This window comes from Pseudomonas sp. Tav-5-1A, from assembly GCF_055755055.1.
On the sequence record NZ_CM146901.1, the window covers coordinates 5,122,742 to 5,148,854 of the forward strand.

Here is a 26,113-nt window from a genome sequence, read left to right on the forward strand (position 1 = left end):
TGCTACGGGGTGACTGCGGTGGCTTCGGCCAGTTGCGCGGCCTGTGCATCCGCCAGGCGGTACAGCTCGATCTGGCCGTCCCAATGCTCGATCAGCGCCGTGCACGACTCCACCCAATCGCCGCAGTTGAGGTATTCCACCTCGCCCACCTGGCGAATCTCGGCGTGGTGAATGTGCCCGCACACCACGCCGTGGAAGCCGCGCTTCACGCACTCGTGGGCGATGGCCTCCTCGAAGTCGCTGATGAAGCTGACCGCGGTCTTGACCTTGTGCTTGAGGTACGCCGACAGCGACCAGTAGCCATAGCCGTAGCGCGCCCGCCAGTGGTTGAGCCAGCGGTTCAGGGTAAGGGTGAATTCGTAGGCCGAATCCCCCAGGAAGGCGAGCCAGCGGTGGTAGCGGGTGATGACGTCGAACTGGTCGCCGTGGATCACCAGCAGCCGGCGGCCGTCGGCGGTGACGTGCTCCGCCTCGTCCACCAGTTGGATGTTGCCCAGGATCAGCTTGGAATAGCGGCGCAGGAATTCGTCGTGGTTGCCGGTGACGTAGATCACCTCGGTGCCACGCTTGCTCATGGTCAGCAGCCGGCGGATGACGTTGGTGTGCGCCTGGGGCCAGTACATGCCGCCGCGCATTTTCCAGCCGTCGATGATGTCGCCCACCAGGTAGATGCGGTCGGCGTGGTAGGTCTTGAGGAAGCGTGACAGGTGCTCGGCCTGGCAATCACGAGTGCCCAGGTGTACGTCGGAAATCCACAAGGTGCGCACGCGCTGCTTGCCGGTAGGCTTGGGAAACTGGGCGCTGGTCATGGGCAGGCTTCCGTCAGGGTTTGCACAAGCTTGCGACGGCGTCATGAAATGACCATGACGCTCGTGCAACAATAAAATGACAGCGCCGCTCCCTGGATAAGGACATCACATGAACCACCGCACCGCCCTCGCCGCCCTGCATTTCGGCGCCTTGTTCTTTGGCCTGGCCGGGGTGTTCGGCAAGCTGGCCAATGCCAGCGCGGTGGTCATCGTGTTCGGCCGGGCGCTGTTCGCGGTGGCGGCGCTGGTCGCGTTCCTCGGCCTGGCCCGGCGCGGCTGGCAGCAGTTGCAAGCGGCGGACTGGGGTCGGCTACTGGGCGCCGGCGGCCTGCTGGCAGCGCACTGGGTGAGTTTTTTCATCGCCGTGAAGCTGGCTGGCGTGGCCGTGGCTACCCTGGGCTTCGCCAGCTTCCCGGCGTTCACCGTGCTGCTGGAAGGCCTGGTGTTCCGCGAGCGCATTCGCCGCAACGAGGTGCTGCTGGTGCTGCTGGTGAGCTTTGGCCTGGTGCTGGTGACCCCGGCGTTCGACGTCGCCAGCCAGGCCACCACCGGCCTGCTGTGGGCGGTGTGCTCGGGGCTGACCTTCGCCGTGCTGTCGCTGGTCAACCGCGCAGGCGGCACGCGGGTGCCGCCGGTGCAGGCGGCGCTGTGCCAGAACGCCGTGGTCGCCCTGTGCCTGGTGCCGGCCGCGTGGCCGCAATTGGCGGCGGTCAGCGCCATGGACTGGTTGTGGATCGGCCTTTTGGGAGTTTTCTGCACCGGCATCGCCCACAGCCTGTTCGTCGCCAGCCTGGCGGTGATCAAGGCGCGCACCGCTGCGGTGGTGTTCGCCCTGGAGCCGGTCTACGGGATTGCGTTTGCCTGGGTGATCTTCAGTGAGACGCCGACGTTGCGGATGCTGCTGGGTGGGGCGTTGATCCTGGTGGCGATTGTCCTTTCCACGCGCAATGACAGGACGCAGCCTTCGGCAGCTCCATAAGCCCAATCCGCGTAGCAGCTGCCGAAGGCTGCGTCCGGCGGCGGGCCTACGTTGCGCCGGGACGCGGCCTGTGGCCGCTGCTACGGTGAACGACGCGAATTGCGTAGCAGCGGCTGCGTCATTGCAGGGCCCAGGCCACCACCACGATCATCTCCAGCAACTCCAGCAACGCCCCGGCGGTGTCGCCGGTGGTGCCGCCCAGGCGGCGCACCATCAGCTGGCGCAGCCACAGGCCGGCGGCCAGGGCGATGGCCAGTATCCACAGGGCCTTAACGCCCGCCAGCAACACACAGGCCATGGCGCTGAGCAGCAACACCCCCCGCCCCGCCGCGCGTGGCAGATGGTCGGCCAGCGCCTGGCCCAGGCCGCCCGCACGCACGTAAGGCGTGCTGAGGAACAGGCCCAGCAACGACGCGCGACCCAGCAACGGCGCAATCAGCAGGATTGCGCCATGGCCGCTGTCCACCACTGCCAGCAACGCACAGAACTTGAGCAGCAGCACCAGCACCAGGGTGACCACGGCGATGGGCCCGCTGCGCGGGTCCTTCATGATTTCCAGGGTGCGCGCCCGGTCGCCGAAGCCGCCCAGCCAGGCGTCGGCGCTGTCGGCCAGGCCGTCCAGGTGCAGGCCGCCGCTGAGCAGAACCCAGGCGCTGAGCAGCAAGGCGGCGTGCAGGAGCGCCGGGCTGCCGGCCAGCAGCAGGTTCAGCGCCCACAACAGCACGCCGAACAGCAGGCCCACCAGCGGGTAGCACAACAACGAGCGACCCATGGCCTGGGGCGGCGGCATGCCGGCCAGGCGCACGGGCAGGCTGCTAAGAAATTGCAGGGCGATCCAGAACGGCAACATGGCTCAGGCGTCCTCGCGCAGGTGGCCGTCGGCAGCCACCGCCAGGGTGAACAGGCTGCCATTGCCCGCCTCCACCGACAGCAACTGCTCGCGCGGCAAGCCACGAGCGCGGGCCAGCAGCAGGCGCATCACGCCGCCGTGGCAAACCACCAGCAGGCGCTGGCCGGCATAGGCCGCCTGCAAACGCTCGACCGCCCCCAGCACCCGCGCGCTGAACGCCAGCACCGGTTCGCCGTTAGGCGGCGTGAAGCCGTAGGGGTCGGCCCAGAACAGGCCCAGGCCACGTTCGTCGGTCTCCATGAGTTCGGCGGCGCTGCGCCCTTCCCAGTCGCCGAAGTGCAGCTCCTGCAAGCCCGGCTCCAGGCTCAGCGGCAGCTGCCGCTCGGCCGCCAGCGCCTCGGCGAACAGCCGGCAACGCTGCAGCGGCGAGCTGATGATGCGGTCCCAGCCGCCGCGCTCGGCCACGGCATCGCGCATCTGCTGCCAGCCATGGGCGGTCAGCGCGTCGTCGATGCTGCCGCGCAGGCCGCCACCCTGTTCGGTTTCGCCGTGGCGCAGCAGGTCCAGCACCAGGGTCATTCGGCGCGGTCCGCCACCGCGGCTTCGGCGAAGGTCGCCATCTGCCCGTGCAGGTCGCAGGCCAGGCGCAGCAGCGGCACGGCCAGGGCGGCGCCGCTGGCCTCGCCCAGGCGCAGGCCCAGGTCCAGCAGCGGCTGGGCGTCCAGCGCCGCCAGCACATGGCGGTGGCCCGGTTCGGCGCCACGGTGGCCGAACAGCAGCCAGTCACGGCAACCGGGGTTCAGGCGCGTGGCCACCAGGGCGGCGACGGTGCAGATGTAGCCGTCCACCAGCACGGCGATGCCAGCCTGGGCAGCAGCGAGATAAGCACCGACCAGGGCCACCACTTCGAAACCACCGAAGCACAGCAGGCGTTCCAGCGGGTCGGCGGGCAGGTTGGCGTGAGTCTCCAGCGCGCGCTGGATGACCTGGGCCTTGTGGCTGACGCCCGCAGCGTCGAGGCCAGTGCCGGGGCCGGCGAGGTCGGTGATCGGGCAATCCAGCAAGGCGCAGGCCAAGGCCGCGGCCGAGCTAGTGTTGCCGATGCCCATCTCGCCGCCGATGAACAGCTGGGTGCCGGCGGCCAGGGCGCGCTGCACGCTGTCGCGGCCAACCTGCAGGGCCTGCTCGCCCTGGGCGCGGGTCATGGCCGGCTCCTTGGCGAAGTTGCGGGTGCCGGGGCCGACGCGTTCGTGGCGCACGCCGGGCAGGTTGTCGACGGCGCTGGCGGTGCCCAGGTCGACCACTTCCAGTTGCGCGCCCAGCTGGCGGGCAAGCACGCTGATGGCCGCGCCGCCATTGACGAAGTTGAGCAGCATCTGCCAGGTGACTTCCTGCGGGTACGGCGACACGCCCTCGGCGACGATGCCGTGGTCACCGGCGAAAATGCTGATCCAGACCTTGTCCACCGCCGGCTTCAGGCGGTGTTGCAGGCCGGCCAGTTGCACCGCCACGTCTTCCAGCGGGCCCAGCGAACCGGCCGGCTTGGTCAACTGGCGCTGGCGTTCCTGGGCCTGTTGCAGCACCAGGGTGTCGATGGGCTGGCACGGGTTCAGCCACCAGGCATTGCTCATGTGTCGGTTCCTTTCAGGGTAAGGGGCAGGCCGGCGACGGTCAGGGTCACGCGCTGGCAGCGTTCGGCCAGGGCCTGGTGCAACAGGCCGGCCTCGTCCACGTAGCGACGGGTCAGTTCGCCCAGGGGCACGACGCCGAGGCTGGTCTCGTTGCTGACAAAAATGATTTCGCCCGGCAGCTGGGCCAGGCACTGCAGCAGCGCCTCGCGCTCGTGCGCCAGGCGTGCGGGGTCTTCGAGCATCAGCAGGTTGGTCAGCCACAGGGTCAGGCAGTCCACCAGCAGGCAGCGCTTGGCGCTGGCGTGTTCACGCAGCACCCGCGCCAGCTCCACCGGTTCTTCCACCAGGCCCCAGTGCTCGGGGCGGCGCTGGCGGTGCAGGCGCACCCGCTCGTTCATCTCGCCGTCCAGCGGCTGGCTGGTCGCGATGTAGGTCACGGCCAGGCCACTGTCGGCGGCGCGCTGTTCGGCCAGGCGGCTCTTGCCCGAGCGGGCGCCACCGAGGATCAGTTGCAGCATGCCGGCGCCTCCTGTGGCAGGCCGCACAGGGCGCGCAGGCGGTCGGTGTCCAGGTGCTTTTCCACCAGGTCCGCCAGGCGTTCGATGTCCACTTCGCGCAGGGCGTGGTAGTCCACGTCCTGCACGTCTTCAAGGCCAGCCCAGCGCAGCAGCGCGCTGCTGGATGCCGATGCCTCGAACAACCCGTGCAAATAGGTGCCCAGCACCTGGCCGTCGTCGCTGATGGCGCCGTCGCAGCGGCCGTCGTCCAGCTGCACCAGGGGCTTTGCCAGCGCCGGGCCACGGGTGACCCCGGCATGAATTTCATAACCCACCACGGCCGCGTCTTCCAGGCTCAGGCGGCCCTGGACGTTGCGCAGCTGCTTCTCGCGTTCCAGGGTGGTCTCGTAGGCCAGCAGGCCCAGGCCCGGGCTGGACCCGGGCGCGCCTTCCAGGCCCAGCGGGTCGTGCACCTGCTGGCCGAGCATCTGCAGGCCGCCGCAGATGCCCAGCAGCTTGCCGCCGTAGCGCAGGTGGCGGGCGATGGCGCCCTCCCAGCCCTGGGCGCGCAGGTAGGCAAGGTCGCTGCGCACGCTCTTGGAGCCGGGCAGGATGATCAGGTCGGCCGGCGGAATGCTGTCGCCGGGGCCGATGAACTGCAGGTCCACCTGGGGGTGCAGGCGCAGCGGGTCGAAGTCGGTGTGGTTGCTGATGCGCGGCAGCACCGGCACGATCACCTTCAGCACCTGGGCGGCCTTGTCGGCCTGGCGCCGGTCCAGGCCGTCCTCGGCTTCCAGGTGCAAGTCCAGCACATAGGGCAGCACGCCGATTACCGGCTTGCCGGTGCGCGCCTCCAGCCAGTCCAGGCCCGGTTGCAGCAAGGCAATGTCGCCCCGGAAACGGTTGATGATGAAGCCCTGCACCCGCGCCTGCTCGCTGGGCGACAGCAGTTCCAGGGTGCCCACCAGGTGCGCGAACACGCCGCCACGGTTGATGTCGGCGATCAGCAGCACCGGGCAGTCCACGGCCTCGGCAAAGCCCATGTTGGCGATGTCGCCGGCGCGCAGGTTGATCTCGGCCGGCGAGCCGGCGCCTTCCACCATCACCACCGGGTACTGCTGGCTCAGGCGCTGGTGCGAGGCCAGCACCGCCTGCATGGCGATGGCCTTGTAGTCGTGGTAGGCCACGGCGTTCATGGTGGTGACCGCGCGGCCATGAATGATCACCTGGGCGCCGGTGTCGCTGTTGGGCTTGAGCAGCACCGGATTCATGTCGGTGTGCGGCGCCAGGTACGCGGCCTGGGCCTGCACCGCCTGGGCGCGGCCGATCTCGCCGCCGTCGGCGGTCACTGCGCTGTTGAGCGCCATGTTCTGCGGCTTGAACGGCACCACCGCCACGCCCTGGCGGGTCAGCCAGCGGCACAGCGCGGTCACCAGGGTGCTCTTGCCGGCATCGGAGGTGGTGCCCTGCACCATCAATGTACTCACGGGTGTTCCTCGTTGAAGGCGTGCAGCGCCTGCTCCAGGCGCAGCCAGTCCGGCTCCTCGGGTGGCAGGCCGAAGCGCACGCTGCTGGTGGCGACGAACAGGCGCACGAGAATGCCGCGCTGGGCCAGGAACGCGTGCAGCGCCGCGGCCTTGTCGGTGACCAGCCACTGGAACAGCGCGCAGCCGCCATGGGGCGCCAGCCCGAACTGCGCCAGCAGGCCGGCCAGGCGCAGGCTGGCCAGTTCGCTGCGCTCGATCATGCGCTGGTGCCCTGCAGTGTCGCCCAGGCACGCCTGGCCGAGGATGCGCGTGGGGCCGCTGACGGCCCAGGGGCCGACCTGCTCGGCCAGCAGCTGGAGAAACTTTTTCTGCCCCAGCACAAAGCCCAGGCGCACCCCGGCCAGGCCGAAGAACTTGCCGAACGAGCGCAGCACGATCAGGCCCGGGCGTTCCACGTGGGGCGCCAGGCTGACCGCCGGGGTGTTGTCCATGAAGGCTTCGTCCACCACCAGCCAGCCGCCGCGCTGGGCCAGCCGCGCGTGCCAGTCCAGCAGGCGGCCGGCAGGCAGCACGCGGCCGGTGGGGTTGTTGGGGTTGACCACCACCAGCACGTCGAGGCTGTCGAGGAAGAAGTCCACCTCGCTCTCGCTGACCTCGCGCACCAGGTGCCCGGCGCGGCGCCAGGCCTCGGCGTGCTCGGCGTAGCACGGCGACAGCACGCCGATCTTGCCGCCCCGGCGCAGGCGCGGCAGCAACTGGATGGCGCACTGGGAGCCGGGCACCGGCAGCACCTGATTGACGCCGTAGTAGGCGCAGGCCGCCGCTTCCAGGCCGTCGTCGGTTTCCGGCAGGCGCGCCCAGGCGCGTTCGGGAATCGCGGGGATCGGCCAGGGCCAGGGCGCCAGGCCGCTGGACAGGTCGAGCCAGTCGGCCTCGGCGATGCCGTATTGCTGCGCCGCCTTGCGCAGTCGTCCACCGTGCTCAAGCATAGAATTGCCCTCCCACACACAGGATCAGCAGCCACAGCCACACACCGCGCTGCACCAGTTGCCAGCCGCGGTCGATGGCGTCGGCGTCGGCCGCCGGGCCTTCGCCCAGGGTCGCGCGCTCATGCAGCTCGCCATGATAGACCGCCGGGCCACCCAGCTCGACGCCCAGGGCGCCAGCACCGGCTGCCATGACCGGGCCGGCGTTGGGGCTGTCCCACTTCGGCGCCTGCTGGCGCCAGCAGCGCAGGGCCAGGCGGGTCTTGCCCAGCACCGCGTAGGTCAGGGCCACCAGCCGTGCAGGAATATAGTTGAGGACGTCGTCGATGCGCGCTGCCGCCCAGCCGAAACGTTCGAAGCGCTCGTTGCGGTAGCCCCACATGGCGTCCAGGGTATTGCTCAGGCGGTACAGCACCACGCCCGGCGCGCCGGCCACGGCAAACCAGAACAGCGCGGCGAACACCGCGTCGCTGCCGTTCTCCAGCACCGACTCGGTGGCGGCGCGCGCCACGGCGTTGGCGTCCAGCTCGCTGGTCTGGCGGCTGACCAGGTAGCCCACGCGAGTGCGGGCGGTGTCCAGGTCATCGCTGCGCAGGGCCTGGGCCACGGGCGCCACGTGCTCACCGAGGCTGCGCAGGCCCAGGGCGCAGTACAGCGCCAGGATTTCCACCAGGGTGCCCACGTATGGCAGCCAGGACAGCAGCGTGGCCAGCAGGGTCAAGGGGATGACGGCCAGGAACCAGGCCGTCACGCCGTGGCTGCGCCAGCCACGGCCGCCGCCGTTGAAGCGGCGCTCCAGGCGGTCGGCCAGGCGCCCGAAGGCTACCAGCGGGTGACGGCTCTTCGGCTCGCCAAGCAGGGCATCCAGCGCCACGCCGGCAACGGTGACCAGGGCGATGCTCATGGCTTAACCCCCCAGTGGTTCTCATACAGCATCTCGCTCAACGGCTTGGCCTCGGCCCAGCCTTCCATCACCAGCATGGGCGATGGGTAGAATTCGGTCACCGGGCCCAGGCACAGCACGGCCATGGGCTTGGCGCCGGCGGGCAGCCCCAGCAGGTCGGCCAGGGCCTGGGGGTCGAACAGCGAGACCCAGCCCATGCCCAGGCCTTCGGCACGCGCCGCCAGCCACAGGTTCTGGATAGCGCAGGACAGCGACGCCAGGTCCATCTCCGGCAAGGTACGGCGGCCGAAGATGTAGCGCTCGCGGTCGTCCATCAGCGCCGCCACCAGCACCTCGGCGCAGTCGTTGATGCCTTCCACTTTGAGCTTCATGAACTCGTCCGAGCGCTCGCCCAGGGCCTCGGCGGTGCGCACCCGCTCGTCCTCCACCACCGCCTGGATACGCTCGCGCAGGGCGCGGTCGCTGATGCGGATGAAGCGCCAGGGCTGCATCAGGCCGACGCTGGGCGCCTGGTGCGCGGCGTGCAGCAGGCGCGCCAGCAGTTCCGGGGCGACGTCGCCGCCGGCGAAGTGGCGCATGTCGCGGCGCTCACCGATGGCTCGGTAGATGGCCGCGCGCTCGGCGGGGGTGTAGGCGTTGTCAGTCATCAAATGTGCGAGGCCCCTTTGGGGCAGAACAGGGCGGCAACGGCCGCCGGGTTGGAAGGGAAATAGAAGTGCACGTACGATGCCGTCAGCCGGCCATCACGGTACACCGCCTCGGCGCCGCGGCCACCGTTGGGGCTGAGGCCACGGGCAATGGGCTCAAGCGCGGTGCTGGTCAGCGAATGGTGGTAGGTGTGGCCGCGCAGGGTGCCTTCGGGCAGCTCCACGGCTTGCAGGGCCAGGGCCGCCAGGCGCTTTTGCATCACCGCTTCGCCAGCTAGCAGGCCCAGCAGCTCGGCGCGCTGGCCGTCAACGTCGGTCAGGGCGTCCAGCAGGAACAGCATGCCGCCACATTCGGCCAGCAGCGGCTTGCCCTGGGCGTGGTGGCCGCGAATCGCCGCCAGCATCGGCGCGTTGGCGGCCAGGGTGTGGTGGTGCAGCTCCGGGTAGCCACCGGGCAGGTACAGGCTGTCGCAGGGCGGCAACTGTTGGTCATGCACCGGCGAGAAGAAGCTCAGCTCGGCGCCCATGGCGCGCAGCAGGTCGAGGCTGGCGCCGTAGGTGAAGGCGAAGGCCTCGTCACGGGCGACGGCAATGCGCACGCCGGCCAGCAGCGGTTCGCACGGCACCGGGGTGGGCGCAGCAAAGGTCACCGGCGGTGGCAGCGCGACTTCGCAGCTTGCCGCCAGGGCATTGGCGGCCGCGTCCAGGCGCAGGTCCAGGTCGTTCAGCTCGCTGGCCTGCACCAGGCCCAAATGGCGGCTGGGCAGTTCGATGCCGGTCTCGCGAGACAACGCGCCGTACCAGCGCAGGCCTTCAGTGAGGCTGCCTTCAAGCAGTTGCGCGTGGCGCAGGGTGCCGACGCGGTTGGCCAGCACGCCGGCGAACGGCAGGTCCGGCTGGTAGCGCGCCAGGCCCAGGGCCAGGGCGCCGAAGGTCTGGGCCATGGCGGTGCCGTCGATCACGCCCAGCACCGGCACGCCGAAGTGCCGCGCCAGGTCGGCGCTGCTGGGGGTGCCGTCGAACAGGCCCATCACGCCCTCGATCAGGATCAGGTCGGCCTCGGCCGCCGCTTCCCACAGCAGGCGCCGGCTTTCCTCGGCGCCCACCATCCACAGGTCGAGCTGGTACACCGGCGCGCCACTGGCCCGTTCCAGGATCATGGGGTCGAGGAAATCCGGCCCGCACTTGAACACCCGCACCTTGCGCCCCTGGTTGCGGTGCAGGCGCGCCAGGGCAGCGGTGACGGTGGTCTTGCCCTGGCCAGAAGCGGGTGCTGCGATCAGCACCGCCGGGCAATGACGCGGCTGGGTCATAGCTCGATGCCCTTCTGGGCACGAATGCCGGCCTGGAAGGCGTGCTTGAGCATGCCCATCTCGGTGACGGTGTCGGCCAGTTCGACCATCTCGTCCTTGGCGCCACGGCCAGTGACCACCACGTGCTGCATGGCGGGACGCGCCTGCAGGTCGGCCAGCACCTGGTCGAGGTCCAGGTAGCCATGCTTGAGGGCGATGTTCAGTTCATCGAGAATCACCAGGCCGATGCTCTCATCCTGCAACAGGCCACGGGACACTTCCCAGGCGGCCTGGGCGGCGGCGATGTCGCGCTGGCGGTCCTGGGTTTCCCAGGTAAAGCCCTCGCCCATCACGTGGTAGCGCACCTGCTCGGGGAAGCGGCGGAAGAACAACTCTTCGCCGGTGGCGTTGCGGCCCTTGATGAACTGCACCACGCCGCACTGCATGCCGTGGCCCATGGCGCGCGCGAGCATGCCGAAGGCCGAGCTGCTCTTGCCCTTGCCGTTGCCGCTCAGGACCAGCAGCAGCCCGCATTCGTTGGGCGCATTGGCAATGCGCTCGTCAATGATCGCCTTCTTGCGCAACATGCGCGCCAGATGGCGTTGTTCACGTTCCTGGGATTCACTCATCGCAGCTCTCCGCTACACCTGCACACAGGCGACATCGACGAAAAGCCGCCGCCCGGACGGGCGCAGCGCAGACTCGTCAATGCCGCTCTCACCCGCGCGACAGAACAAAAGGGGACCGGCAAGCCAGCGGCTTGCCAAGAAGGGTTCCAGGCCGGTCTCCGGACTCATGAGCGGGGGCATGCACACCCGGGGCCACGCGCCTTCCCGAGCCAATTCGGCCCAGTGGCGCCATGCGCGACCTTGACTCATTTACCGTTGCGGGGGCAGCGCCGGGCTCGCACGCCTGCGGCGGCTCACCGGCTTCCCTGTTTCACCCTGCCAGCCGTGGGGCTGCAGGGCACCTGAAACACGCCGGGAAGGTTAGAGGGTTGGGGGTGGGAGGTCAATTAAAGCTCGCCATACCTCCCCTGTAGCAGCTGCCGCCAGGCGGCGTCCGGCCCTGACGCGGCCTGGCTATTGCACCGCAGCGCCTGTGGACGCGGCCTTCGGCCGCTGCTAGGGAACTCCCCGTAGCAGCGGCCAAAGGCCGCGTCACAGGGTTTTATTGGAACCACTGCCCTACCCCACCCCTCTACAGCACATACCTCCGCCTCAGCGAGCAATTACAATGCACAAGACCCGCCTGGCCCTGATCATCCTCGCCTCCAGCACGCTGCTGGCCTGCGGCGAGTCCTCGACCCTGAAGGTGGCCGACGGCACCGGCCCGCACCCGCAGCTGCCGGCGCCGAACAAGACGCTGATCCCCACGGTGAACATCGCCGACGCCATCGGCTGGCCCGACGGCGAGAAACCCCAGCCGGCCAAGGGCACCCAGGTGGCTGCCTTCGCCGAGGGCCTGGACCACCCGCGCTGGCTGTACGTGCTGCCCAACGGCGACGTGCTGGTGGCCGAGACCAACGCGCCGCCCAAGCCCGAGGACGCCAAGGGCATCAAGGGCTGGGTGATGAAGAAGGTCATGGGCAAGGCCGGCGCGGGGGTGCCCAGCGCCAACCGCATCACTCTGCTGCGCGACACCGACGGCGACGGCGTGGCCGACACCCGTACGGTGTTCATCGCCAACCTCAACTCGCCGTTCGGCATGACCCTGGTGGGCAGCGACCTGTACGTGGCCGACACCGATGCCCTGCTGCGCTTCCATTACGACACCGGCGCCACCGCCATCAGCGGCCAAGGCACCAAGGTGACGGACCTGCCGGGCGGGCCGCTCAACCACCACTGGACCAAGAACGTCATCGCCAGCCCCTCGGGCAACAAGCTGTACGTCACCGTGGGCTCCAACAGCAACGTCGGCGAGAACGGCCTGGACAAGGAAGCAGGCCGCGCGGCGATCTGGGAGGTGGACCGCGCCAGCGGCGAGCACCGCATCTACGCCTCCGGCCTGCGCAACCCCAACGGCATGGGCTTCGAGCCGCAGACCGGGCAGCTGTGGACCTCAGTCAACGAACGCGACGAGATCGGCAGCGACCTGGTGCCTGACTACATCACCTCGGTGAAGGACGGCGGCTTCTATGGCTGGCCGTTCAGCTACTACGGCCAGCACATCGACAACCGCGTCAGCCCGCAGAACCCGGCACTGGTGGCCAAGGCCATCGCCCCGGACTACGCCGTGGGCCCGCACACCGCTTCCATCGGCTTCACCTTTGCCAGCAACAGCGGCGGGCTGGCGGCGCCGTTCAACCATGGCGCCTACGTAAGCCAGCACGGTTCGTGGAACCGCAAGCCACACAGCGGCTACAAGGTGATTTTCGTGCCGTTCGTGGACGGCAAGCCCAGCGGCCAGCCGATCGACGTGCTGACCGGGTTCCTCAACGACAAGGAACAGGCCATGGGCCGGCCGGTTGGCGTGACCGAGGACCACAAGGGCGGGGTGCTGGTGGCGGATGACGTGGGGAACAAGATCTGGCGGATTACAGCTGAGAAGTAAACAACCTGTGGGAGCTGGCTTGCCAGCGAGCTTTGGGGGAAACCCGAACAGCTCGCTGGCAAGCCAGCTCCCACAGGCGCATCAAGGGTTGTGCGCCAGGCTTGCTGGTTGCAGCACGCGCTTGGCGTTCAGGTAGGCGTGCTGCCAATACGGCTTGTTGAGGTAGTCCAGCTTCACCGTGCCACCCGTGGCCGGGGCATGCACGAAGCGGCCCTCGCCCACGTAGATCCCGGCATGGCTGACCTGCGAACCGCCGCTGGTGGCGAAGAAGATCAGGTCACCGGACTGCAAGGCATCCTTGCTGACATCGGGGGCGCGCATGCTGATCATTTCCCGCGTGGAGCGCGGCAGGCTGATGCCGGCCGCGTCGCGATAGACGTAGGCGATCAGGCCGCTGCAGTCAAAACCCGAATCCGGTGTGTTGCCGCCCCAGCGGTATGGGGTGCCGACCAGCCCGATGGCGCGCATCAGGACGTCATCGGCCTGGGGGGACAGGGGCTGCTGGGGGGCTGAAACAAAAGGTTGATACACCGGCGCAGGCGCAGGTGGCGGCTTGTGGCCAGCGCAGGCGGTGAGCAGGCCTGCGAAGAGTAATAGCGCGAAACGGGCCGTTAGCGACATAAACAGAACCATCCTGATTCAACTGCCGTTGAAGACTAGCTTGTATTCCCGAAAACGCGCAACGGCGGCACACTTTTCAGTGCGCCGCCGCTGCGAGTACCGCCCAGACTGCTTACTTGCGTGCGATAGTCGTGGTCGGTGCCATGGCCAAGGCACGCTTGGCTTCGATAAAGGTCTTGCTCCAGTAGGCGTCATCGAGGCTGTCGATGCGCACGCCGCCGCTACGGTGGCTGCTGGAGTGGATGAACTGGTCATCGCCCAGGTAGATGCCGGCGTGGCTCACGCGACCACGGCCACGGGTGCTGAAGAACAGCAGGTCACCGGGCTTGAGGTTGTTGCGGGCTACCAGGGGGGCCTTGACGTTGATCATGTCACGCGTGGAACGCGGCAGGGTCATGCCGGCCTCCTCGCGGAACAGGTAACCGATGAAGCCGCTGCAATCGAAGCCCGATTCAGTGGAACCACCGGTGCGATAGCGGGTGCCGATCAGCGATTTGCCGCGTTCCAGGATGCTGTCAGCCAGCATGGGCATCTGGTAGGGCTTGCTGTTCTCGGAGAAGTCAGCCAGTTCCTTTTCGGTATCCAGCTCTTCTTCTTGGAAATTCAGGGTTACAGCTTTCGCCTGGGCCTGGGACTGTGGAGTCACCGGGTTGAGAGCCTGTTGCTGCGATACCGGCGTATGAGCCGCGCAGCCGAAAAGCAGGGTCACGAGTGCGAGGGGCACGAGGGGTGCGAAGCGCTTTAGCATGGGCACGACCGTGTCTGTAATAGTTAAGAAGACGCGACTATGCCCGCTATCAAATCCATTTGCAAATTCAATCGAAAAAAATGTGACTCAGCAGTTTCGGCATGACTTCTAACGCCCTACTCTCAAAAAACACGTCCATGCTGGCAGAAAGCCCGCTTCGCAATGGGTTGATCTCAATGGCAAACCCGCCAGCGGCGCGGGTTTCAGCGATGGGCGCGTTGATGTAGGGGAAGCTTGCCGTGGTGCCGATCACCAGCACCACCTCGAAACCGATCGCCATTTGCCGATACAGCGCCTCAATCGCCCGCTCAGGCAGCATTTCCTCGAAAAGCACCACGGAAGGCCGCATAACGCCATTACAGACGTTGCAGCGCGGCGGCAGTGGCTGACCAAGGATTTCCCGCAAATCATCGCGTACAGCGCCACAGGCGCGACAGAACAGTGGCGCCAATTCCCCGTGAATTTCAATTAACCGTTCGTCGGGACTTCCTGCCTGACGGTGATAACCGTCAATGTTTTGCGTCAGCACCCAGCACTCCGGCTTGGCTTTCTGCAGCTGGGCAATGGCATGGTGCGCCGCATTGGGTTGCGCGCCCAGGCAGGCCTCGCCCAGCTGCGCCAGGTATTTCCAGCACAGCGCCGGGTCGCGTTCGAGCATGGGCCCCGACAAGGCTTTTTCGATGGGCAGGCCTTCGCTGGTGGTGCCGTTGTACAGGCCACCCAGGCCACGGTAGGTGGGCAACCCGGAGTCGGCGGAGAGGCCGGCGCCGGTAATCACCAGGATGCGCCGGGCATCACGCAGGGCAGCGCCGGCGCGGGCCAGCAGCTGCGGGTCTACCAACCCAGGGTTTCCTTGAGGAAGGGAATGGTCAGCTTGCGCTGCGCTTGCAGGGAGGCCTGGTCCAGGCGCTCCAGCAGGTCGAACAGCGCACTCATGCTGCGGGTACCACGAGTGAGGATGAAGTGCCCGACCTCGTCGGTGAGGTGCAGGCCGCGGCGCGAGGCGCGCAACTGCAGGGCACGCAGCTTGTCTTCGTCCGACAGCGGGCGCATCTGGAAGATCAGCGCCATGGTCAGGCGCGACTTCAGGTCCGGCAGCTTCACCGCCAGCTCGCGCGGCGAATGAGAGGCGGCGATCAACAGGCGCCGGCCGCTGTCGCGCAGGCGGTTGAACAGGTGGAACATGGCCTCTTCCCACTCGGGCTTGCCGGCAATGACCTGCAGGTCGTCCAGGCACACCAGCTCGTACTGTTCCAGGTAATCGAGGATTTCCACGCCGCGGTCGAGCAGCTGCGCCAGGGGCAGGTACACCGCCGGCTCGCCCATCTGTTCGAAGCGCAGGCACGCGGCCTGCAGCAGGTGGGTACGGCCCACGCCCTGCTTGCCCCACAAGTAGATCAGGCTTTCGGTCCAGCCGGCGTCGGCTTCGCACAGGCGTTCGACGTAGCCGAGTGCAGCGGCATTGGCGCCTGGATAGTAATTGATGAAGGTAGCGTCATCACGCAGACGCACACCTAAGGGCAGCTGAATCGGTTTCATGCTGGCTGACGGTTCTGGCGAACCGCAGGGGGCCTCTGTGTGAAGTTAGCAAAGTTTATACCCGTGACGCCGGGCGCACAATGCAACAGACCACAAGCAAAATCAAAGGTTTGCATTCATTTGCACACCCGCTGCCGCAACAGCGGGTGCACGGCGCCACTACAGGTCAGGGTCTTCCTGGCCGCCGTAGATGTCCGATTCCTTATACAGATCATGGGCATGGCGCAGCAGCACCATGATCACCGCGGCCACCGGCAGCGCCAGCAGTACGCCGGCGAAACCGAACAGTTCGCCGCCGGCGAGGATGGCAAAGATCACTGCCACCGGGTGCAGGCCGATGCGGTCGCCCACCAGCATCGGCGTCAACACCATGCCTTCGAGCAGCTGGCCCACCAGGAATACCGCGCCAATGCCCATCAGCGGGTAGATGTCGCCGCCGAACTGGAACAGGCCGGTGATCATCGCCGCGCTGATGCCGATGATGAAGCCCATGTACGGCACGATGGCGGCGAGGCCGGCGATCAGGCCGATCAGCAGGCCCAGTTCCACCCCCACCAGCATCAGGCCGGCAGCGTAGATGATGCCCAGCGCCAGCATCACCAGCAGCTGGCCACGCACGAATGCGCCCAGCACCTCGTGGCACTCCTTGGCCAGGGCGACGATCTTGCCCTCGCGGTGGCGCGGCAGCAGGCTGCGGATCTTGGCCATCATCAGGTCCCAGTCGCGCAGCAGGTAGAAACCCACCACCGGGATCAGCACCAGGTTGGTCAGCCAGCCGATCAGCGCCAGGCTGGAGGCCGTGGCCTGGCTCAGCACCACGCCGACGATGTCGGTGGTCTGGCCCATGTGCTCGGTGATCGCGGCCTTGATCTTGTCGAACTTCCAGAAGCCGTCGGCCAGGCCCAGCTTGGCCTGCACCCACGGCAGGGCCACGTGCTGCAGCCAGTCCAGCACCTGCGGCGCCAGCTCGTACAGGCGCACGAACTGCTTGGCCAGCAGCGGCACCAGCACCAGCAAGGCAATCATGAACACCAGGGTGAACAGCGAGAACACCACGATCACGCCCCAGGTGCGCGACAGGCCGACCTTTTCCAGGCGGTCCACCAGCGGATCCGCCATGTAGGCCAGCACGATCGCCACCAGGAACGGCGACAGGATGGGGTGCAGGAAGTACACGAACAGGCAGAGCAGGAGCACCGCCCCCGCCCAGACCCAACGACGCATGTCAGTCATCAAACCACCCAAGCCTTATATAAAGAGAAGATCGCTGCATTACCAATGGAAGCGCAGGCCAGGGGCAGGTTGCGGTGCAGGGGCTGGCGCGGCGCCAGGCGCCAGCGGCTGGGTAGCGACCACGGGCGCCGCTTCCGGCGGCAGCTCGCTGAGCTTGCCCAGCGCCAGTTGCGCGCGCAGTTGGTCGCTGCTGCCGCTGACCTGGTAGACCACCTTGTCGCCATCCACGGATTTCAGCTTGGCGTTGAAGGGTTCCAGCAGGCGGCCCAGGGCCGCGTAGTGCTCCAGGGTCATGCCTTCGACCTGCAGGCTCATGTCAGTGCTGGCACCGCCGCCGGCCTTGACCACGTAGCGCGGCGCCAGGCGCTCGCTCACGGCCAGCAGCACGGCATCGGCCAGGGCGGCGGGGTCGTCGCCCTCGGCCTTGCCCTGCTCGGGGCGGTCGCCCAGGTACAGGTGCCATTGGGCGCTCCACTTGCCGCCTTCCTGCTTGGCGTGTACCGCCAGCAGGCCGTCGGCGCCATAGCGTTCGGAGGCCGCGCGCAGCGGCGTGGCGTCGCTGCCGTCGAGGGTCTTGGCGGTGCCCAGGGATTGCTCGCCCAGGTCGGCCAGCGGCAAACGCAGCGGCAGGCCACGGTGCTGGGCGGCGCGGCGCAGGGGTTCGGCGGTGGGCTGGCCGTCGCCGACCAGGTTGGCGCCGTCGGTGCCTTCGTTCAGCCACCAGGCCAGCACGCTGGGGCGGTTGTTGCCCCAGGTGGGCAGGCCGGCCTGGCGCAGGGCGTTGTCGGTGCTGGCCTGGTCGAAGTCCACGCGCAGGCTCTCGGGCGGGCCGGCCTCATAGCCGAACTGGCTGATGATCTGCTGCGGGTCCTTGCGCACGGCCGCAAGGCCGGCGGCGCTGACCGCCTTGGGGTCGCCGGTGAGGCGCAGCACCAGGGTCTCGAGCGCACGCTGGGTGGCGGCGTCGCGCTCTTCGGGGCTCTGGCCGCCCACGGTTTCGCGGACCTGGTAGAGGTTCTTGACGGTTTCGGCGTGAGCGGCCAGGGCGAACACCGACAGGCAGCCGACTAAAAGGTAGTTACACAGACGCATGGAAGATTCCCGACGGGCAATAAGCGGACTGAGGCTTGTGACCACAGTTTCAAGCAAAACATTCAAGCCGCCCATTGAAGTTTTCGTAATGCGCCTACTATAGCGTGTCAGGGATGTGGGAGCTGGCTTGCCAGCGAGCTTTTGATGCCCCCAAAAAGCTCGCTGGCAAGCCAGCTCCCACATTTCATCCTGCCCCGCCAGGGTGTTTTTTAATTAAATGCAGCCCTGCCCGTCGGCCTGAGGATGGCCGCACAGGGGCAAGCCTGATAAAATCGCGCGCCTTCGCAGACCAACGACGGTTGGCCGATTGGAAATACCCGGCAACGGTATTTCCGGGCAGCCCGCCGCTTGCGGTCGATTTTTCGAATCCCTCCCTCTAAAGGCCTGGATCATGAGCAAGCAACCCTCCCTGAGCTACAAGGACGCCGGTGTAGACATCGACGCCGGTGAAGCATTGGTCGAACGCATCAAGAGCGTCGCCAAGCGTACTGCGCGTCCTGAAGTCATGGGCGGCCTGGGCGGTTTCGGCGCCCTCTGTGAGATCCCGGCCGGCTACAAGCAGCCTGTCCTGGTCTCGGGCACCGACGGCGTGGGCACCAAGCTGCGCCTGGCACTGAACCTGAACAAGCACGACAGCATCGGCATCGACCTGGTGGCCATGTGCGTCAACGACCTGGTGGTGTGCGGCGCCGAGCCCCTGTTCTTCCTGGACTACTACGCCACCGGCAAGCTGAACGTGGACACCGCCGCCCAGGTAGTGACCGGTATCGGCGCTGGCTGCGAACTGTCGGGTTGCTCGTTGGTAGGCGGCGAAACCGCTGAAATGCCAGGCATGTACGAAGGCGAGGACTACGACCTGGCCGGCTTCTGCGTGGGCGTGGTCGAGAAGGCCGAGATCATCGACGGCTCGAAAGTCGCCACCGGTGACGCCCTGCTGGCCCTGCCATCGTCCGGCCCGCACTCCAACGGCTACTCGCTGATCCGCAAGATCATCGAAGTGTCGGGTGCCGACATCGAGAACACCCAGCTGGACGGCAAGCCACTGACCGACCTGCTGATGGCCCCGACCCGCATCTACGTCAAGCCCCTGCTCAAGCTGATCAAGGACACTGGCGCCGTCAAGGCCATGGCCCACATCACCGGTGGCGGCCTGCTGGACAACATCCCGCGCGTGCTGCCAAAAGGCGCCCAGGCCGTGGTTGACGTGGCCAGCTGGCAGCGCCCGGCGGTGTTCGACTGGCTGCAGGAAAAAGGCAACGTCGACGAGCACGAAATGCACCGCGTGCTGAACTGCGGCGTGGGCATGGTCATCTGCGTGGCCCAGGAACACGTCGACGTGGCCCTGCAAACCCTGCGTGACGCTGGCGAGCAGCCATGGGTCATCGGCCAGATCGGCGTTGCCGCCGAAGGCGCCCCACAGGTCGAGCTGAAGAACGTCAAGGCACACTGATGCACGAACAGATGCCCGCACGCTGTAACGTAGTGGTGCTGCTCTCCGGCACCGGCAGCAACCTGCAGGCCCTGATCGATAGCGTGAACCAGCAGGCCGGGACCCACCCGGCCCGCATCCGCGCGGTGATCTCCAACCGCGCCGATGCCTACGGCCTGGAACGCGCCCGCCACGCCGGTATCGACACCGCCGTGCTGGACCACAAGGCGTTCGAAGGCCGCGAAGCCTTCGACGCCGCGCTGGTCGAACTCATCGACGGCTTCAGCCCCGACCTGGTGGTGCTGGCCGGCTTCATGCGAATCCTGAGCCCAGGCTTCGTGCGCCACTATCAAGGGCGCCTGCTCAATATCCACCCTTCCCTGCTGCCCAGGTACAAAGGCCTGCACACCCATCAGCGCGCCATCGAGGCCGGTGATGCCGAGCATGGCTGCAGTGTGCATTTCGTCACCGAGGAACTCGATGGCGGACCACTGGTCGTACAGGCAGCAATACCGGTACAGTTGGACGACACGCCGGTCACCCTGGCGCAGCGGGTCCATGCCCAGGAACACCAGATCTATCCGCTGGCCGTGCGCTGGTTCGCCGAAGGACGCTTGCGTCTGGACGCCCACGGTGCATTATTGGACGGCAAGCCCCTCGGGGCCAGCGGTCACTTGATTCGACCCTAGGAGATTTTATGCGTCGTGCCCTGCTGTTCTGCGCCGCGTTGCTGGCTTTGCCGGTACACGCTGCCGACCTGAAGCCCTTCACGGCCAGCTACACCGCCGACTGGAAACAGCTGCCCATGAGCGGCACCGCCTCGCGCAGCCTGGAAAAAGGTGCCAACGACACCTGGACCCTGAGCTTCAAGGCGTCGATGATGATTGCCAGCCTCACCGAGGAAAGCACCCTCACCGTCGACAAGGACGCGCTGCTGCCCAAGACCTACCACTTCGAACGTGGCGGCCTGGGCAAGCCGAAGAAGACCGACCTGGACTTCGACTGGTCGCAGAAAATGGTCACCGGCACCGACCGTGGCGACGCCGTCAAGGTGCCACTCAACCGCGGCATGCTCGACAAGTCGACCTACCAGCTGGCCCTGCAGCGTGACGTGGCCGCCGGCAAGAAGAGCATGAGCTACCAGGTGGTGGACGGCGGCGACGTCGACACCTACGACTTCCGCGTGCTGGGCACCGAGAAGGTCGACACCAAGGCCGGCCAGGTCGACGCCATCAAGGTGGAGCGCGTGCGTGACCCCACGCAGAACAAGCGCACCACCGTGCTGTGGTTCGCCAAGGACTGGGACTACCTGCTGGTTCGCCTGCAACAGGTCGAGACCGACGGCAAGGAATACAACATCATGCTGCAGGACGGTACCGTTGATGGTCGTTCGGTGAAAGGTAGCTGATTTGCAACGTTGGTGTGGGAGCTGGCTTGCCAGCGAGCTTTTAAGGGCCTCAAAAGCTCGCTGGCAAGCCAGCTCCCACACCCTTCAACAAAAAGCCCCGCTGTCTCACGACAGCGGGGCTTTTTGTTGAAGCGCAGGGCTAACAGGCGTTTTCGCCGGCCTTGGCTTTCTCGGCAGCGGCCTTGATCAGCGTCTGCAGCTCGCCGTTGGCGAACATTTCAGCAACGATGTCGCTACCGCCAACCAGCTCGCCGGCTACCCACAGCTGCGGGAAAGTCGGCCAGTTGGCGTACTTTGGCAGGTTCGCACGGATTTCCGGGTTCTGCAGGATATCCACATAAGCGAATTTCTCGCCGCACTGCATCACGCACTGCGACGCCTTCGACGAGAAGCCGCACTGCGGGGCGTTCGGCGAGCCTTTCATGTAAAGCAGAATGGTGTTGTTGGCAATCTGCTCTTTAATCGTTTCGATGATATCCATGGAGCACCTCGGCTTAGCTTTCCGACTCATAGGTCGACACGGTGACGCATTGTAACGGAAACCCGAGCGGCGCGCTCGGCCTTGCCGATGGAGCCGTTCACGCCGCCGCCACCCGCACCGGCACGCCGTTCAACGCCGCATTGCCGGAAACCTGGTCCAGCACCCGCTCGTCGGTCAGGTCGTTGGCACTGGCGCCAGGCTGGGCCTGGGCGATCTCCAGGCGCACACCATGGCGCGCGTGGCCGAAGCCGTGGGGCAGGCTGACCACGCCGGGCATCATCTCCAGGCTGCCCAGCACCTCCACCTCGACGCTGCCCACCCGCGACGTCACCCGCACCCGCTGGCCGTCCGCCAGGCCGCGGGCGGCCAGGTCATCGGGATGCATCAGCAACTGGTGGCGCGGCTTGCCCTTCACCAGGCGGTGGTAGTTGTGCATCCAGGAATTGTTGCTGCGCACGTGGCGGCGCCCCACCATCACCAGCTCATCGGCGCCCGGCATGGCTTGCGCGGCGAAGCGCTGCAGGTCTGCCAGCAGCACCGCTGGCGCCGCCTGGATGCGTTGGCCGGGGGTTTTCAGGCGCGCCGCAAGGTTGGGCTGCAGCGGCCCCAGGTCGAGGCCGTGGGGGTGCTCGGCCAGGGCCGCCAGGGACAGGCCCCACGGCCCGGCCTGCAAGCCACGGTCGATGAGCTGCGCCGGCGGCCAGGTGGGCTTCAGGGGCTTGCCGGCACGGGCGGCGAACGCCTCGGCCAGGCCGACGAAAATCTCCCAGTCGTGCAGCGCGCCGTCGGGCTTGGGCAGGATCGCGCGGTTGAAGCGGCTGACGTTGCGCACCGCGAACAGGTTGAAGGTGGTGTCGTAGTGGTCATTTTCCAGCGCCGAGGTCGACGGCAGGATCAGGTCGGCGTACCGCGTGGTCTCGTTGATGTACAGGTCGATGCTGAGCATGAACTCCAGGCCATCGAGGGCCTGTTCCAGCTGCCGGCCGTTAGGCGTGGACAGCACCGGGTTGCCGGCCACGGTGATCAGCGCCCGCACCTGCCCTTCGCCTGCGGTGAGCATTTCCTCGGCCAGCGCCGACACCGGCAACTCGCCGCCGTACTCGGGCAGGCCGGAGACGCGGCTTTGCCAACTATTGAAGTGGCCACCGCCGGTGTTGGCCACCAGGTCCACCGCCGGCGTGGTGCACAGGGCGCCGCCCACCCGGTCAAGGTTGCCGGTGACCAGGTTGATCAGCTGCACCAACCAATGGCACAGGGTGCCGAACGCCTGGGTGGAGACGCCCATGCGCCCGTAGCACACGGCCTTGTCGGCGCCGGCGAACGCCCGCGCCAGCGCGCGGATGTCCGCTGCGGCCACGCCACAGCGCGAGCTCATGGCCTCGGCGCTGAAGCCGGCGATAGCCTCGCGTACCGACTGCAGGCCATCCACCGGCAGGTGGCTGGCGCGCGTCAGCCCTTCCTCGAACAGGGTGTTGAGCAGGCCCAGCAGCAGCGCCGCATCGCCACCGGGGCGAATGAACAGGTGCTGGCTGGCCATGGCCGCGGTCTCGCTGCGCCGGGGGTCGATCACCACCACCTTGCCGCCACGAGCCTGGATGGCCTTGAGGCGCTTCTCCACGTCCGGCACGGTCATGATGCTGCCGTTGGACGCCAGCGGGTTACCGCCCAGAATCAGCATGAAGTCGGTGTGATCGATATCCGGGATGGGCAACAACAGCCCGTGGCCGTACATCAGGAAGCTGGACAGGTGATGGGGCAACTGGTCCACCGAGGTGGCCGAATAGCGGTTGCGGGTCTTCAGCAGGCCCAGGAAGTAATTACCGTGGGTCATCAGCCCGTAGTTGTGCACGCTGGGGTTGCCCTGGTAGATCGCCACGGCGTCCTGGCCATGGCGCTGCTGCAGGTCCCACAGGCGCGTGGCCACCGTGTCGAAGGCTTCCTGCCAGCTGATCGGCTGCCATTCGCTGCCCGTGCGCAGCATGGGCTGGCGCAGGCGGTCGGGGTCGTTCTGGATGTCCTGCAGGGCCACGGCCTTGGGGCAGATGTGGCCGCGGCTGAAGGTGTCCTGGGGGTCGCCCTTGATCGAGGTGATGGTCAGGTGCCCGGCGTCGTCGGCCTGGGTTTCGATATTGAGGCCGCAGATGGCCTCGCACAGGTGGCAGGCGCGGTGGTGCAGGGTCTTGGTCATGGCCAGTCTCGTCCAGGCAGCGGTAGCCGACTATGGAACGATAGTACCCGGTGCACCAGCACGCTTGGCGGGCTGAATCGGCCGGCATCAGGCCAGCCGATGATGCTCAGTTGGCCGGCAGGCCGGGGGGCGGTGCCTGCAGCTGGATCTCCACCACGGTCTCGACCTCTTCCTGGCCGATGGGCACGCCGGTCAGTTCGCCGATCAGCTTCCAATGCTCGTCCAGCCCGCCGCTGATGGTGGCCATGCGGTCGATCATGCGCCTGGCCGCGCTGGCGGTGACCTCGTCATCGCTGCGCAGCAACTCGAACGACATGGACGTCATCGAGGCCGTCAGGTGCGTGAGCGTGCGCGCCGTCAGGCCCAGCAGCTCGAGCAGTTGTTGTTCTCTGGAATCCATTCACCCTCTCCGCGTATCGTGCAGGATACAGTCGTGTACCCATGGCTGGCAGTGTACGAAATGCGCACTGCGACGGCCAGCCGCAGGTTGATACCTGAGACAGGGTTAACGCTAGACAATTCCGGGCACGATTGCCAAGGGAACCGACGGGGGTGTAAAAAGCAGGGCCGGACGCTTGCGCACACGGCTTTTGAGACATGCCCTGAAACACTGTCCGTGATCGGAATATGAAACACATATTGGCGAGACGCGACATTTAATTATAAGATCGCGTCTTCCCTAATTTCGTCGCCGCGTGCGGCTTTCGCCGCAGGCCTCTCTCGTTTTTTCAAAAGCTGGTCACGAGTGCTGCGGTACGTTGCAAAAAGGTAGTCAATGATGAGCGCAAGGCACTTTCTCTCCCTGATGGATTGCACGCCCGAAGAGCTTCTCAGCGTCATCCGTCGAGGCATCGAGCTCAAGGACCTGCGTAACCGCGGCGTGCTGTTCGAGCCGCTGAAGAACCGGGTACTGGGCATGATTTTCGAGAAATCCTCGACCCGTACCCGCCTGTCGTTCGAGGCCGGCATGATCCAGCTCGGCGGCCAGGCCATCTTCCTGTCCCCGCGCGACACCCAACTGGGCCGTGGCGAGCCGATCGGCGACTGCGCCATCGTCATGTCGAGCATGCTCGACGCGGTGATGATCCGCACCTACGCCCACAGCACCCTGACCGAATTCGCCGCCAACTCGCGCGTGCCAGTGATCAACGGCCTGTCCGACGACCTGCACCCCTGCCAGCTGCTGGCCGACATGCAAACCTTCCTGGAACACCGCGGCAGCATCCAGGGCAAGACCGTGGCCTGGATCGGCGACGGCAACAACATGTGCAACAGCTATATAGAAGCGGCCATCCAGTTCGACTTCCAGCTGCGCGTGGCCTGCCCCGAAGGCTTCGAGCCCAACCCGCAGTTCCTGGCCCAGGCCGGCGACCGCGTGCAAGTGATGCGCGACCCCAAGGCCGCCGTGGCCGGCGCCCACCTGGTGAGCACCGACGTCTGGACCTCCATGGGCCAGGAAGAGGAAACCGCGCGCCGCCTGAAGCTGTTCGCGCCCTACCAGGTCAGCCGCGCGCTGCTGGACCTGGCCGCCGACGACGTGCTGTTCATGCACTGCCTGCCCGCCCACCGTGGCGAGGAGATCAGCATGGACGTGCTCGACGATCCGCGTGCCGTGGCGTGGGACCAGGCCGAGAACCGCCTGCACGCACAGAAGGCGCTGCTGGAGTTCCTGGTGGCCCCGGCCTACCGCCCGGCATGAGCCAGCCGCTGCTGGCGCTGCACCACCTGGCCTGCGGTTACCAGGGCCAGGCGGTGGTCGCCGACCTCAGCCTGCAGCTGCAGGCCGGTGACATCGGTTGCCTGCTGGGCGCTTCGGGGTGCGGCAAGACCACCACCCTGCGTGCCATCGCCGGCTTCGAGCCGGTGCACCAGGGCGAGATTCGCCTGGCCGGCGAGGTCATCTCCCGGCCAGGCTTCACCCTGGCCCCGGAAAAGCGCCGCCTCGGCATGGTGTTCCAGGACTACGCGCTGTTCCCCCACCTGACCGTGGCGCAGAACGTGGCGTTCGGCATCCGCCAGCACCCGCACCAGACCCGAGTGGTCGACGAGATGCTCGAGCTGGTGAACCTCACCGGCCTGGGCGCGCGTTACCCTCACGAGCTGTCCGGTGGCCAGCAACAGCGCGTGGCCCTGGCCCGCGCGCTGGCGCCGCAACCGCAGCTGCTGCTGCTGGACGAGCCGTTTTCCAACCTCGACGTGGAGCTGCGCCGACGCCTGAGCCAGGAAGTGCGCGACATCCTGAAAAGCCGCGGCACCAGTGCGATCCTGGTCACCCATGACCAGGAAGAGGCGTTTTCGGTGAGCGATCAGGTCGGCGTCTTCCAGCAGGGGCGGCTGCAGCAGTGGGACACGCCTTACAACCTTTACCACCGCCCGCAGACGGCCTTCGTCGCCAGCTTCATCGGCCAGGGTTACTTCCTGCGCGGCACCGTGAACGACGCGCAGTCGGTGCACACCGAACTGGGCGAGCTGCACGGCGACAGCGCCAGCGCCTGGCCCCGCGGCAGTGCCGTGGACGTGTTGCTGCGCCCGGACAACATCGTGCACGCCCCGGACAGCCCGGTGCAGGCACGCGTCACCGGCAAGCGCTTCCAAGGCGCGGCCACGCTGTACCAGCTGCAGCTGGGCAGCGGCAGCCAGGTGGAGGCGTTGTTGCCCAGCCACCTGGCCTGCGAGCCTGGCCAGCACATCGGCATTCGCCTGCGCAGCGAACACCTGGTGATGTTCGCCGCGGCTTGA

General features: G+C 67.1%; 27 protein-coding genes and 1 riboswitch. Of the genes, 7 read left to right on the forward strand and 20 right to left on the reverse strand.

From position 1 onward, the window contains the following. Positions 1-2 precede the first annotated feature (2 nt). Positions 3-809, reverse strand: a complete 807-nt coding sequence (locus AC0J42_RS23445) for a UDP-2,3-diacylglucosamine diphosphatase (protein ID WP_416426200.1) — start codon at positions 807-809, stop codon at positions 3-5. A gap of 109 nt (positions 810-918) precedes the next feature. On the opposite strand from AC0J42_RS23445, the gene AC0J42_RS23450 reads away from it, so the two are divergent. After that, positions 919-1,788 carry a DMT family transporter gene (locus AC0J42_RS23450; RefSeq protein ID WP_473004080.1) on the forward strand — a complete coding sequence of 290 codons (870 nt, stop codon included), beginning with the start codon at positions 919-921 and terminating at the stop codon, positions 1,786-1,788. A 118-nt stretch (positions 1,789-1,906) separates the two neighbouring features. Here AC0J42_RS23450 and AC0J42_RS23455 read toward each other — a convergent pair whose 3' ends face one another. Genes AC0J42_RS23455 through cobO form a run of 10 tightly spaced genes read right to left on the reverse strand, consistent with a single transcriptional unit; the run spans position 1,907 to position 10,711 of the window. Beyond that, positions 1,907-2,638, reverse strand: a complete 732-nt coding sequence (locus AC0J42_RS23455) for an adenosylcobinamide-GDP ribazoletransferase (RefSeq protein WP_473004081.1) — start codon at positions 2,636-2,638, stop codon at positions 1,907-1,909. A 3-nt stretch (positions 2,639-2,641) separates the two neighbouring features. After that, a complete protein-coding gene (cobC, locus tag AC0J42_RS23460) occupies positions 2,642-3,217 on the reverse strand; it encodes an alpha-ribazole phosphatase family protein (protein ID WP_416426206.1) in 576 nt (191 codons plus the stop codon). Further along, entirely contained in the window at positions 3,214-4,269 is a 1,056-nt protein-coding gene (gene cobT / locus AC0J42_RS23465; RefSeq protein WP_416426208.1) for a nicotinate-nucleotide--dimethylbenzimidazole phosphoribosyltransferase, read from the reverse strand. The genes cobC and cobT overlap by 4 nt, the downstream gene beginning before the upstream one ends. Beyond that, complete coding sequence (gene cobU / locus AC0J42_RS23470; RefSeq protein WP_473004085.1) at positions 4,266-4,787, reverse strand: bifunctional adenosylcobinamide kinase/adenosylcobinamide-phosphate guanylyltransferase; 522 nt, start codon at positions 4,785-4,787, stop codon at positions 4,266-4,268. The genes cobT and cobU overlap by 4 nt, the downstream gene beginning before the upstream one ends. Continuing rightward, positions 4,775-6,241 carry a cobyric acid synthase gene (locus AC0J42_RS23475; protein ID WP_416427444.1) on the reverse strand — a complete coding sequence of 489 codons (1,467 nt, stop codon included), beginning with the start codon at positions 6,239-6,241 and terminating at the stop codon, positions 4,775-4,777. The genes cobU and AC0J42_RS23475 overlap by 13 nt, the downstream gene beginning before the upstream one ends. Before the next feature lie 8 nt (positions 6,242-6,249). Next, positions 6,250-7,242 (reverse strand): threonine-phosphate decarboxylase CobD, encoded by a 993-nt coding sequence (gene cobD, locus AC0J42_RS23480; RefSeq protein WP_473004087.1) that lies wholly within the window; start codon positions 7,240-7,242, stop codon positions 6,250-6,252. Continuing rightward, complete coding sequence (cbiB, locus tag AC0J42_RS23485; RefSeq protein ID WP_416426214.1) at positions 7,235-8,143, reverse strand: adenosylcobinamide-phosphate synthase CbiB; 909 nt, start codon at positions 8,141-8,143, stop codon at positions 7,235-7,237. The genes cobD and cbiB overlap by 8 nt, the downstream gene beginning before the upstream one ends. Beyond that, on the reverse strand, positions 8,140-8,790 hold the full coding sequence (gene bluB / locus AC0J42_RS23490) for a 5,6-dimethylbenzimidazole synthase (RefSeq protein WP_473004089.1): 651 nt from the start codon (positions 8,788-8,790) through the stop codon (positions 8,140-8,142). The genes cbiB and bluB overlap by 4 nt, the downstream gene beginning before the upstream one ends. Beyond that, entirely contained in the window at positions 8,790-10,103 is a 1,314-nt protein-coding gene (locus AC0J42_RS23495; RefSeq protein ID WP_473004091.1) for a cobyrinate a,c-diamide synthase, read from the reverse strand. Before AC0J42_RS23495 ends, bluB begins: the two co-directional genes overlap by 1 nt. After that, entirely contained in the window at positions 10,100-10,711 is a 612-nt protein-coding gene (cobO, locus tag AC0J42_RS23500) for a cob(I)yrinic acid a,c-diamide adenosyltransferase (RefSeq protein WP_473004094.1), read from the reverse strand. The genes AC0J42_RS23495 and cobO overlap by 4 nt, the downstream gene beginning before the upstream one ends. A 132-nt stretch (positions 10,712-10,843) precedes the next feature. Next, a riboswitch (cobalamin riboswitch) is annotated at positions 10,844-11,071 on the reverse strand. Positions 11,072-11,318: 247 nt separating this feature from the next. Here cobO and AC0J42_RS23505 point away from each other — a divergent pair. After that, the gene (locus AC0J42_RS23505; RefSeq protein WP_473004095.1) at positions 11,319-12,635 is read left to right on the forward strand and encodes a PQQ-dependent sugar dehydrogenase; all 1,317 of its coding nucleotides are present in this window, start codon (positions 11,319-11,321) and stop codon (positions 12,633-12,635) included. A gap of 81 nt (positions 12,636-12,716) precedes the next feature. On the opposite strand, the gene AC0J42_RS23510 is transcribed toward AC0J42_RS23505, so the two are convergent. From AC0J42_RS23510 to AC0J42_RS23535, 6 genes are all read right to left on the reverse strand, one after another. Beyond that, positions 12,717-13,256, reverse strand: a complete 540-nt coding sequence (locus AC0J42_RS23510; protein ID WP_416426223.1) for a C40 family peptidase — start codon at positions 13,254-13,256, stop codon at positions 12,717-12,719. A gap of 112 nt (positions 13,257-13,368) precedes the next feature. Next, positions 13,369-14,004: a C40 family peptidase gene (locus tag AC0J42_RS23515; protein ID WP_416426224.1), complete on the reverse strand. Its 636-nt coding sequence runs from the start codon at positions 14,002-14,004 to the stop codon at positions 13,369-13,371. Positions 14,005-14,071: 67 nt separating this feature from the next. Beyond that, complete coding sequence (locus tag AC0J42_RS23520) at positions 14,072-14,845, reverse strand: NAD-dependent deacylase (protein WP_473004098.1); 774 nt, start codon at positions 14,843-14,845, stop codon at positions 14,072-14,074. Continuing rightward, positions 14,839-15,543 (reverse strand): DnaA regulatory inactivator Hda, encoded by a 705-nt coding sequence (hda, locus tag AC0J42_RS23525; protein WP_008374391.1) that lies wholly within the window; start codon positions 15,541-15,543, stop codon positions 14,839-14,841. The genes AC0J42_RS23520 and hda overlap by 7 nt, the downstream gene beginning before the upstream one ends. 159 nt (positions 15,544-15,702) lie before the next feature. Further along, on the reverse strand, positions 15,703-16,776 hold the full coding sequence (locus tag AC0J42_RS23530) for an AI-2E family transporter (protein WP_416426228.1): 1,074 nt from the start codon (positions 16,774-16,776) through the stop codon (positions 15,703-15,705). 39 nt (positions 16,777-16,815) lie between these two features. After that, the gene (locus AC0J42_RS23535; protein WP_473004101.1) at positions 16,816-17,868 is read right to left on the reverse strand and encodes a DUF2066 domain-containing protein; all 1,053 of its coding nucleotides are present in this window, start codon (positions 17,866-17,868) and stop codon (positions 16,816-16,818) included. A gap of 391 nt (positions 17,869-18,259) precedes the next feature. Here AC0J42_RS23535 and purM point away from each other — a divergent pair, with 391 nt between their 5' ends. The 3 genes from purM to AC0J42_RS23550 are packed head-to-tail and all read left to right on the forward strand — an operon-like array spanning position 18,260 to position 20,705. Continuing rightward, complete coding sequence (gene purM / locus AC0J42_RS23540) at positions 18,260-19,318, forward strand: phosphoribosylformylglycinamidine cyclo-ligase (protein WP_416426231.1); 1,059 nt, start codon at positions 18,260-18,262, stop codon at positions 19,316-19,318. A gap of 11 nt (positions 19,319-19,329) precedes the next feature. Next, on the forward strand, positions 19,330-19,986 hold the full coding sequence (gene purN, locus AC0J42_RS23545) for a phosphoribosylglycinamide formyltransferase (protein WP_416427445.1): 657 nt from the start codon (positions 19,330-19,332) through the stop codon (positions 19,984-19,986). An 8-nt stretch (positions 19,987-19,994) separates the two neighbouring features. Further along, the gene (locus AC0J42_RS23550) at positions 19,995-20,705 is read left to right on the forward strand and encodes a DUF3108 domain-containing protein (protein ID WP_416426232.1); all 711 of its coding nucleotides are present in this window, start codon (positions 19,995-19,997) and stop codon (positions 20,703-20,705) included. A gap of 139 nt (positions 20,706-20,844) precedes the next feature. Here the strand turns inward: AC0J42_RS23550 and grxD are convergent, their stop codons facing one another. The 3 genes from grxD to AC0J42_RS23565 all read right to left on the reverse strand — a co-directional run bounded on the left by grxD (position 20,845) and on the right by AC0J42_RS23565 (position 23,774). Then, entirely contained in the window at positions 20,845-21,186 is a 342-nt protein-coding gene (gene grxD / locus AC0J42_RS23555; RefSeq protein ID WP_473004103.1) for a Grx4 family monothiol glutaredoxin, read from the reverse strand. 97 nt (positions 21,187-21,283) lie between these two features. Then, on the reverse strand, positions 21,284-23,374 hold the full coding sequence (locus AC0J42_RS23560; RefSeq protein ID WP_473004105.1) for a molybdopterin oxidoreductase family protein: 2,091 nt from the start codon (positions 23,372-23,374) through the stop codon (positions 21,284-21,286). A gap of 106 nt (positions 23,375-23,480) precedes the next feature. After that, entirely contained in the window at positions 23,481-23,774 is a 294-nt protein-coding gene (locus AC0J42_RS23565; RefSeq protein ID WP_416426235.1) for a hypothetical protein, read from the reverse strand. 378 nt (positions 23,775-24,152) lie between these two features. Between AC0J42_RS23565 and argF the strand changes: the two genes are divergently transcribed. Continuing rightward, positions 24,153-25,073 (forward strand): ornithine carbamoyltransferase, encoded by a 921-nt coding sequence (gene argF / locus AC0J42_RS23570; RefSeq protein ID WP_416426237.1) that lies wholly within the window; start codon positions 24,153-24,155, stop codon positions 25,071-25,073. Beyond that, positions 25,070-26,113 (forward strand): ABC transporter ATP-binding protein, encoded by a 1,044-nt coding sequence (locus AC0J42_RS23575; protein ID WP_473004107.1) that lies wholly within the window; start codon positions 25,070-25,072, stop codon positions 26,111-26,113. The genes argF and AC0J42_RS23575 overlap by 4 nt, the downstream gene beginning before the upstream one ends.

What these genes read in the sequence shown, in the direction of transcription:
- AC0J42_RS23575 (WP_473004107.1), top strand. Translation starts at nt 25,070, where the DNA reads ATGAGCCAGCCGCTGCTGGCGCTGCACCACCTGGCCTGCGGTTACCAG.
- grxD (WP_473004103.1), bottom strand. Translation starts at nt 21,186, where the DNA reads ATGGATATCATCGAAACGATTAAAGAGCAGATTGCCAACAACACCATT.
- AC0J42_RS23445 (WP_416426200.1), bottom strand. Translation starts at nt 809, where the DNA reads ATGACCAGCGCCCAGTTTCCCAAGCCTACCGGCAAGCAGCGCGTGCGC.
- purN (WP_416427445.1), top strand. Translation starts at nt 19,330, where the DNA reads ATGCCCGCACGCTGTAACGTAGTGGTGCTGCTCTCCGGCACCGGCAGC.
- cbiB (WP_416426214.1), bottom strand. Translation starts at nt 8,143, where the DNA reads ATGAGCATCGCCCTGGTCACCGTTGCCGGCGTGGCGCTGGATGCCCTG.
- cobC (WP_416426206.1), bottom strand. Translation starts at nt 3,217, where the DNA reads ATGACCCTGGTGCTGGACCTGCTGCGCCACGGCGAAACCGAACAGGGT.
- AC0J42_RS23565 (WP_416426235.1), bottom strand. Translation starts at nt 23,774, where the DNA reads ATGGATTCCAGAGAACAACAACTGCTCGAGCTGCTGGGCCTGACGGCG.
- cobT (WP_416426208.1), bottom strand. Translation starts at nt 4,269, where the DNA reads ATGAGCAATGCCTGGTGGCTGAACCCGTGCCAGCCCATCGACACCCTG.
- AC0J42_RS23535 (WP_473004101.1), bottom strand. Translation starts at nt 17,868, where the DNA reads ATGCGTCTGTGTAACTACCTTTTAGTCGGCTGCCTGTCGGTGTTCGCC.
- AC0J42_RS23475 (WP_416427444.1), bottom strand. Translation starts at nt 6,241, where the DNA reads ATGGTGCAGGGCACCACCTCCGATGCCGGCAAGAGCACCCTGGTGACC.
- AC0J42_RS23455 (WP_473004081.1), bottom strand. Translation starts at nt 2,638, where the DNA reads ATGTTGCCGTTCTGGATCGCCCTGCAATTTCTTAGCAGCCTGCCCGTG.
- purM (WP_416426231.1), top strand. Translation starts at nt 18,260, where the DNA reads ATGAGCAAGCAACCCTCCCTGAGCTACAAGGACGCCGGTGTAGACATC.
- AC0J42_RS23515 (WP_416426224.1), bottom strand. Translation starts at nt 14,004, where the DNA reads ATGCTAAAGCGCTTCGCACCCCTCGTGCCCCTCGCACTCGTGACCCTG.
- cobU (WP_473004085.1), bottom strand. Translation starts at nt 4,787, where the DNA reads ATGCTGCAACTGATCCTCGGTGGCGCCCGCTCGGGCAAGAGCCGCCTG.
- AC0J42_RS23510 (WP_416426223.1), bottom strand. Translation starts at nt 13,256, where the DNA reads ATGTCGCTAACGGCCCGTTTCGCGCTATTACTCTTCGCAGGCCTGCTC.
- bluB (WP_473004089.1), bottom strand. Translation starts at nt 8,790, where the DNA reads ATGACTGACAACGCCTACACCCCCGCCGAGCGCGCGGCCATCTACCGA.
- AC0J42_RS23495 (WP_473004091.1), bottom strand. Translation starts at nt 10,103, where the DNA reads ATGACCCAGCCGCGTCATTGCCCGGCGGTGCTGATCGCAGCACCCGCT.
- AC0J42_RS23505 (WP_473004095.1), top strand. Translation starts at nt 11,319, where the DNA reads ATGCACAAGACCCGCCTGGCCCTGATCATCCTCGCCTCCAGCACGCTG.
- hda (WP_008374391.1), bottom strand. Translation starts at nt 15,543, where the DNA reads ATGAAACCGATTCAGCTGCCCTTAGGTGTGCGTCTGCGTGATGACGCT.
- cobO (WP_473004094.1), bottom strand. Translation starts at nt 10,711, where the DNA reads ATGAGTGAATCCCAGGAACGTGAACAACGCCATCTGGCGCGCATGTTG.
- AC0J42_RS23450 (WP_473004080.1), top strand. Translation starts at nt 919, where the DNA reads ATGAACCACCGCACCGCCCTCGCCGCCCTGCATTTCGGCGCCTTGTTC.
- argF (WP_416426237.1), top strand. Translation starts at nt 24,153, where the DNA reads ATGAGCGCAAGGCACTTTCTCTCCCTGATGGATTGCACGCCCGAAGAG.
- cobD (WP_473004087.1), bottom strand. Translation starts at nt 7,242, where the DNA reads ATGCTTGAGCACGGTGGACGACTGCGCAAGGCGGCGCAGCAATACGGC.
- AC0J42_RS23560 (WP_473004105.1), bottom strand. Translation starts at nt 23,374, where the DNA reads ATGACCAAGACCCTGCACCACCGCGCCTGCCACCTGTGCGAGGCCATC.
- AC0J42_RS23530 (WP_416426228.1), bottom strand. Translation starts at nt 16,776, where the DNA reads ATGACTGACATGCGTCGTTGGGTCTGGGCGGGGGCGGTGCTCCTGCTC.
- AC0J42_RS23550 (WP_416426232.1), top strand. Translation starts at nt 19,995, where the DNA reads ATGCGTCGTGCCCTGCTGTTCTGCGCCGCGTTGCTGGCTTTGCCGGTA.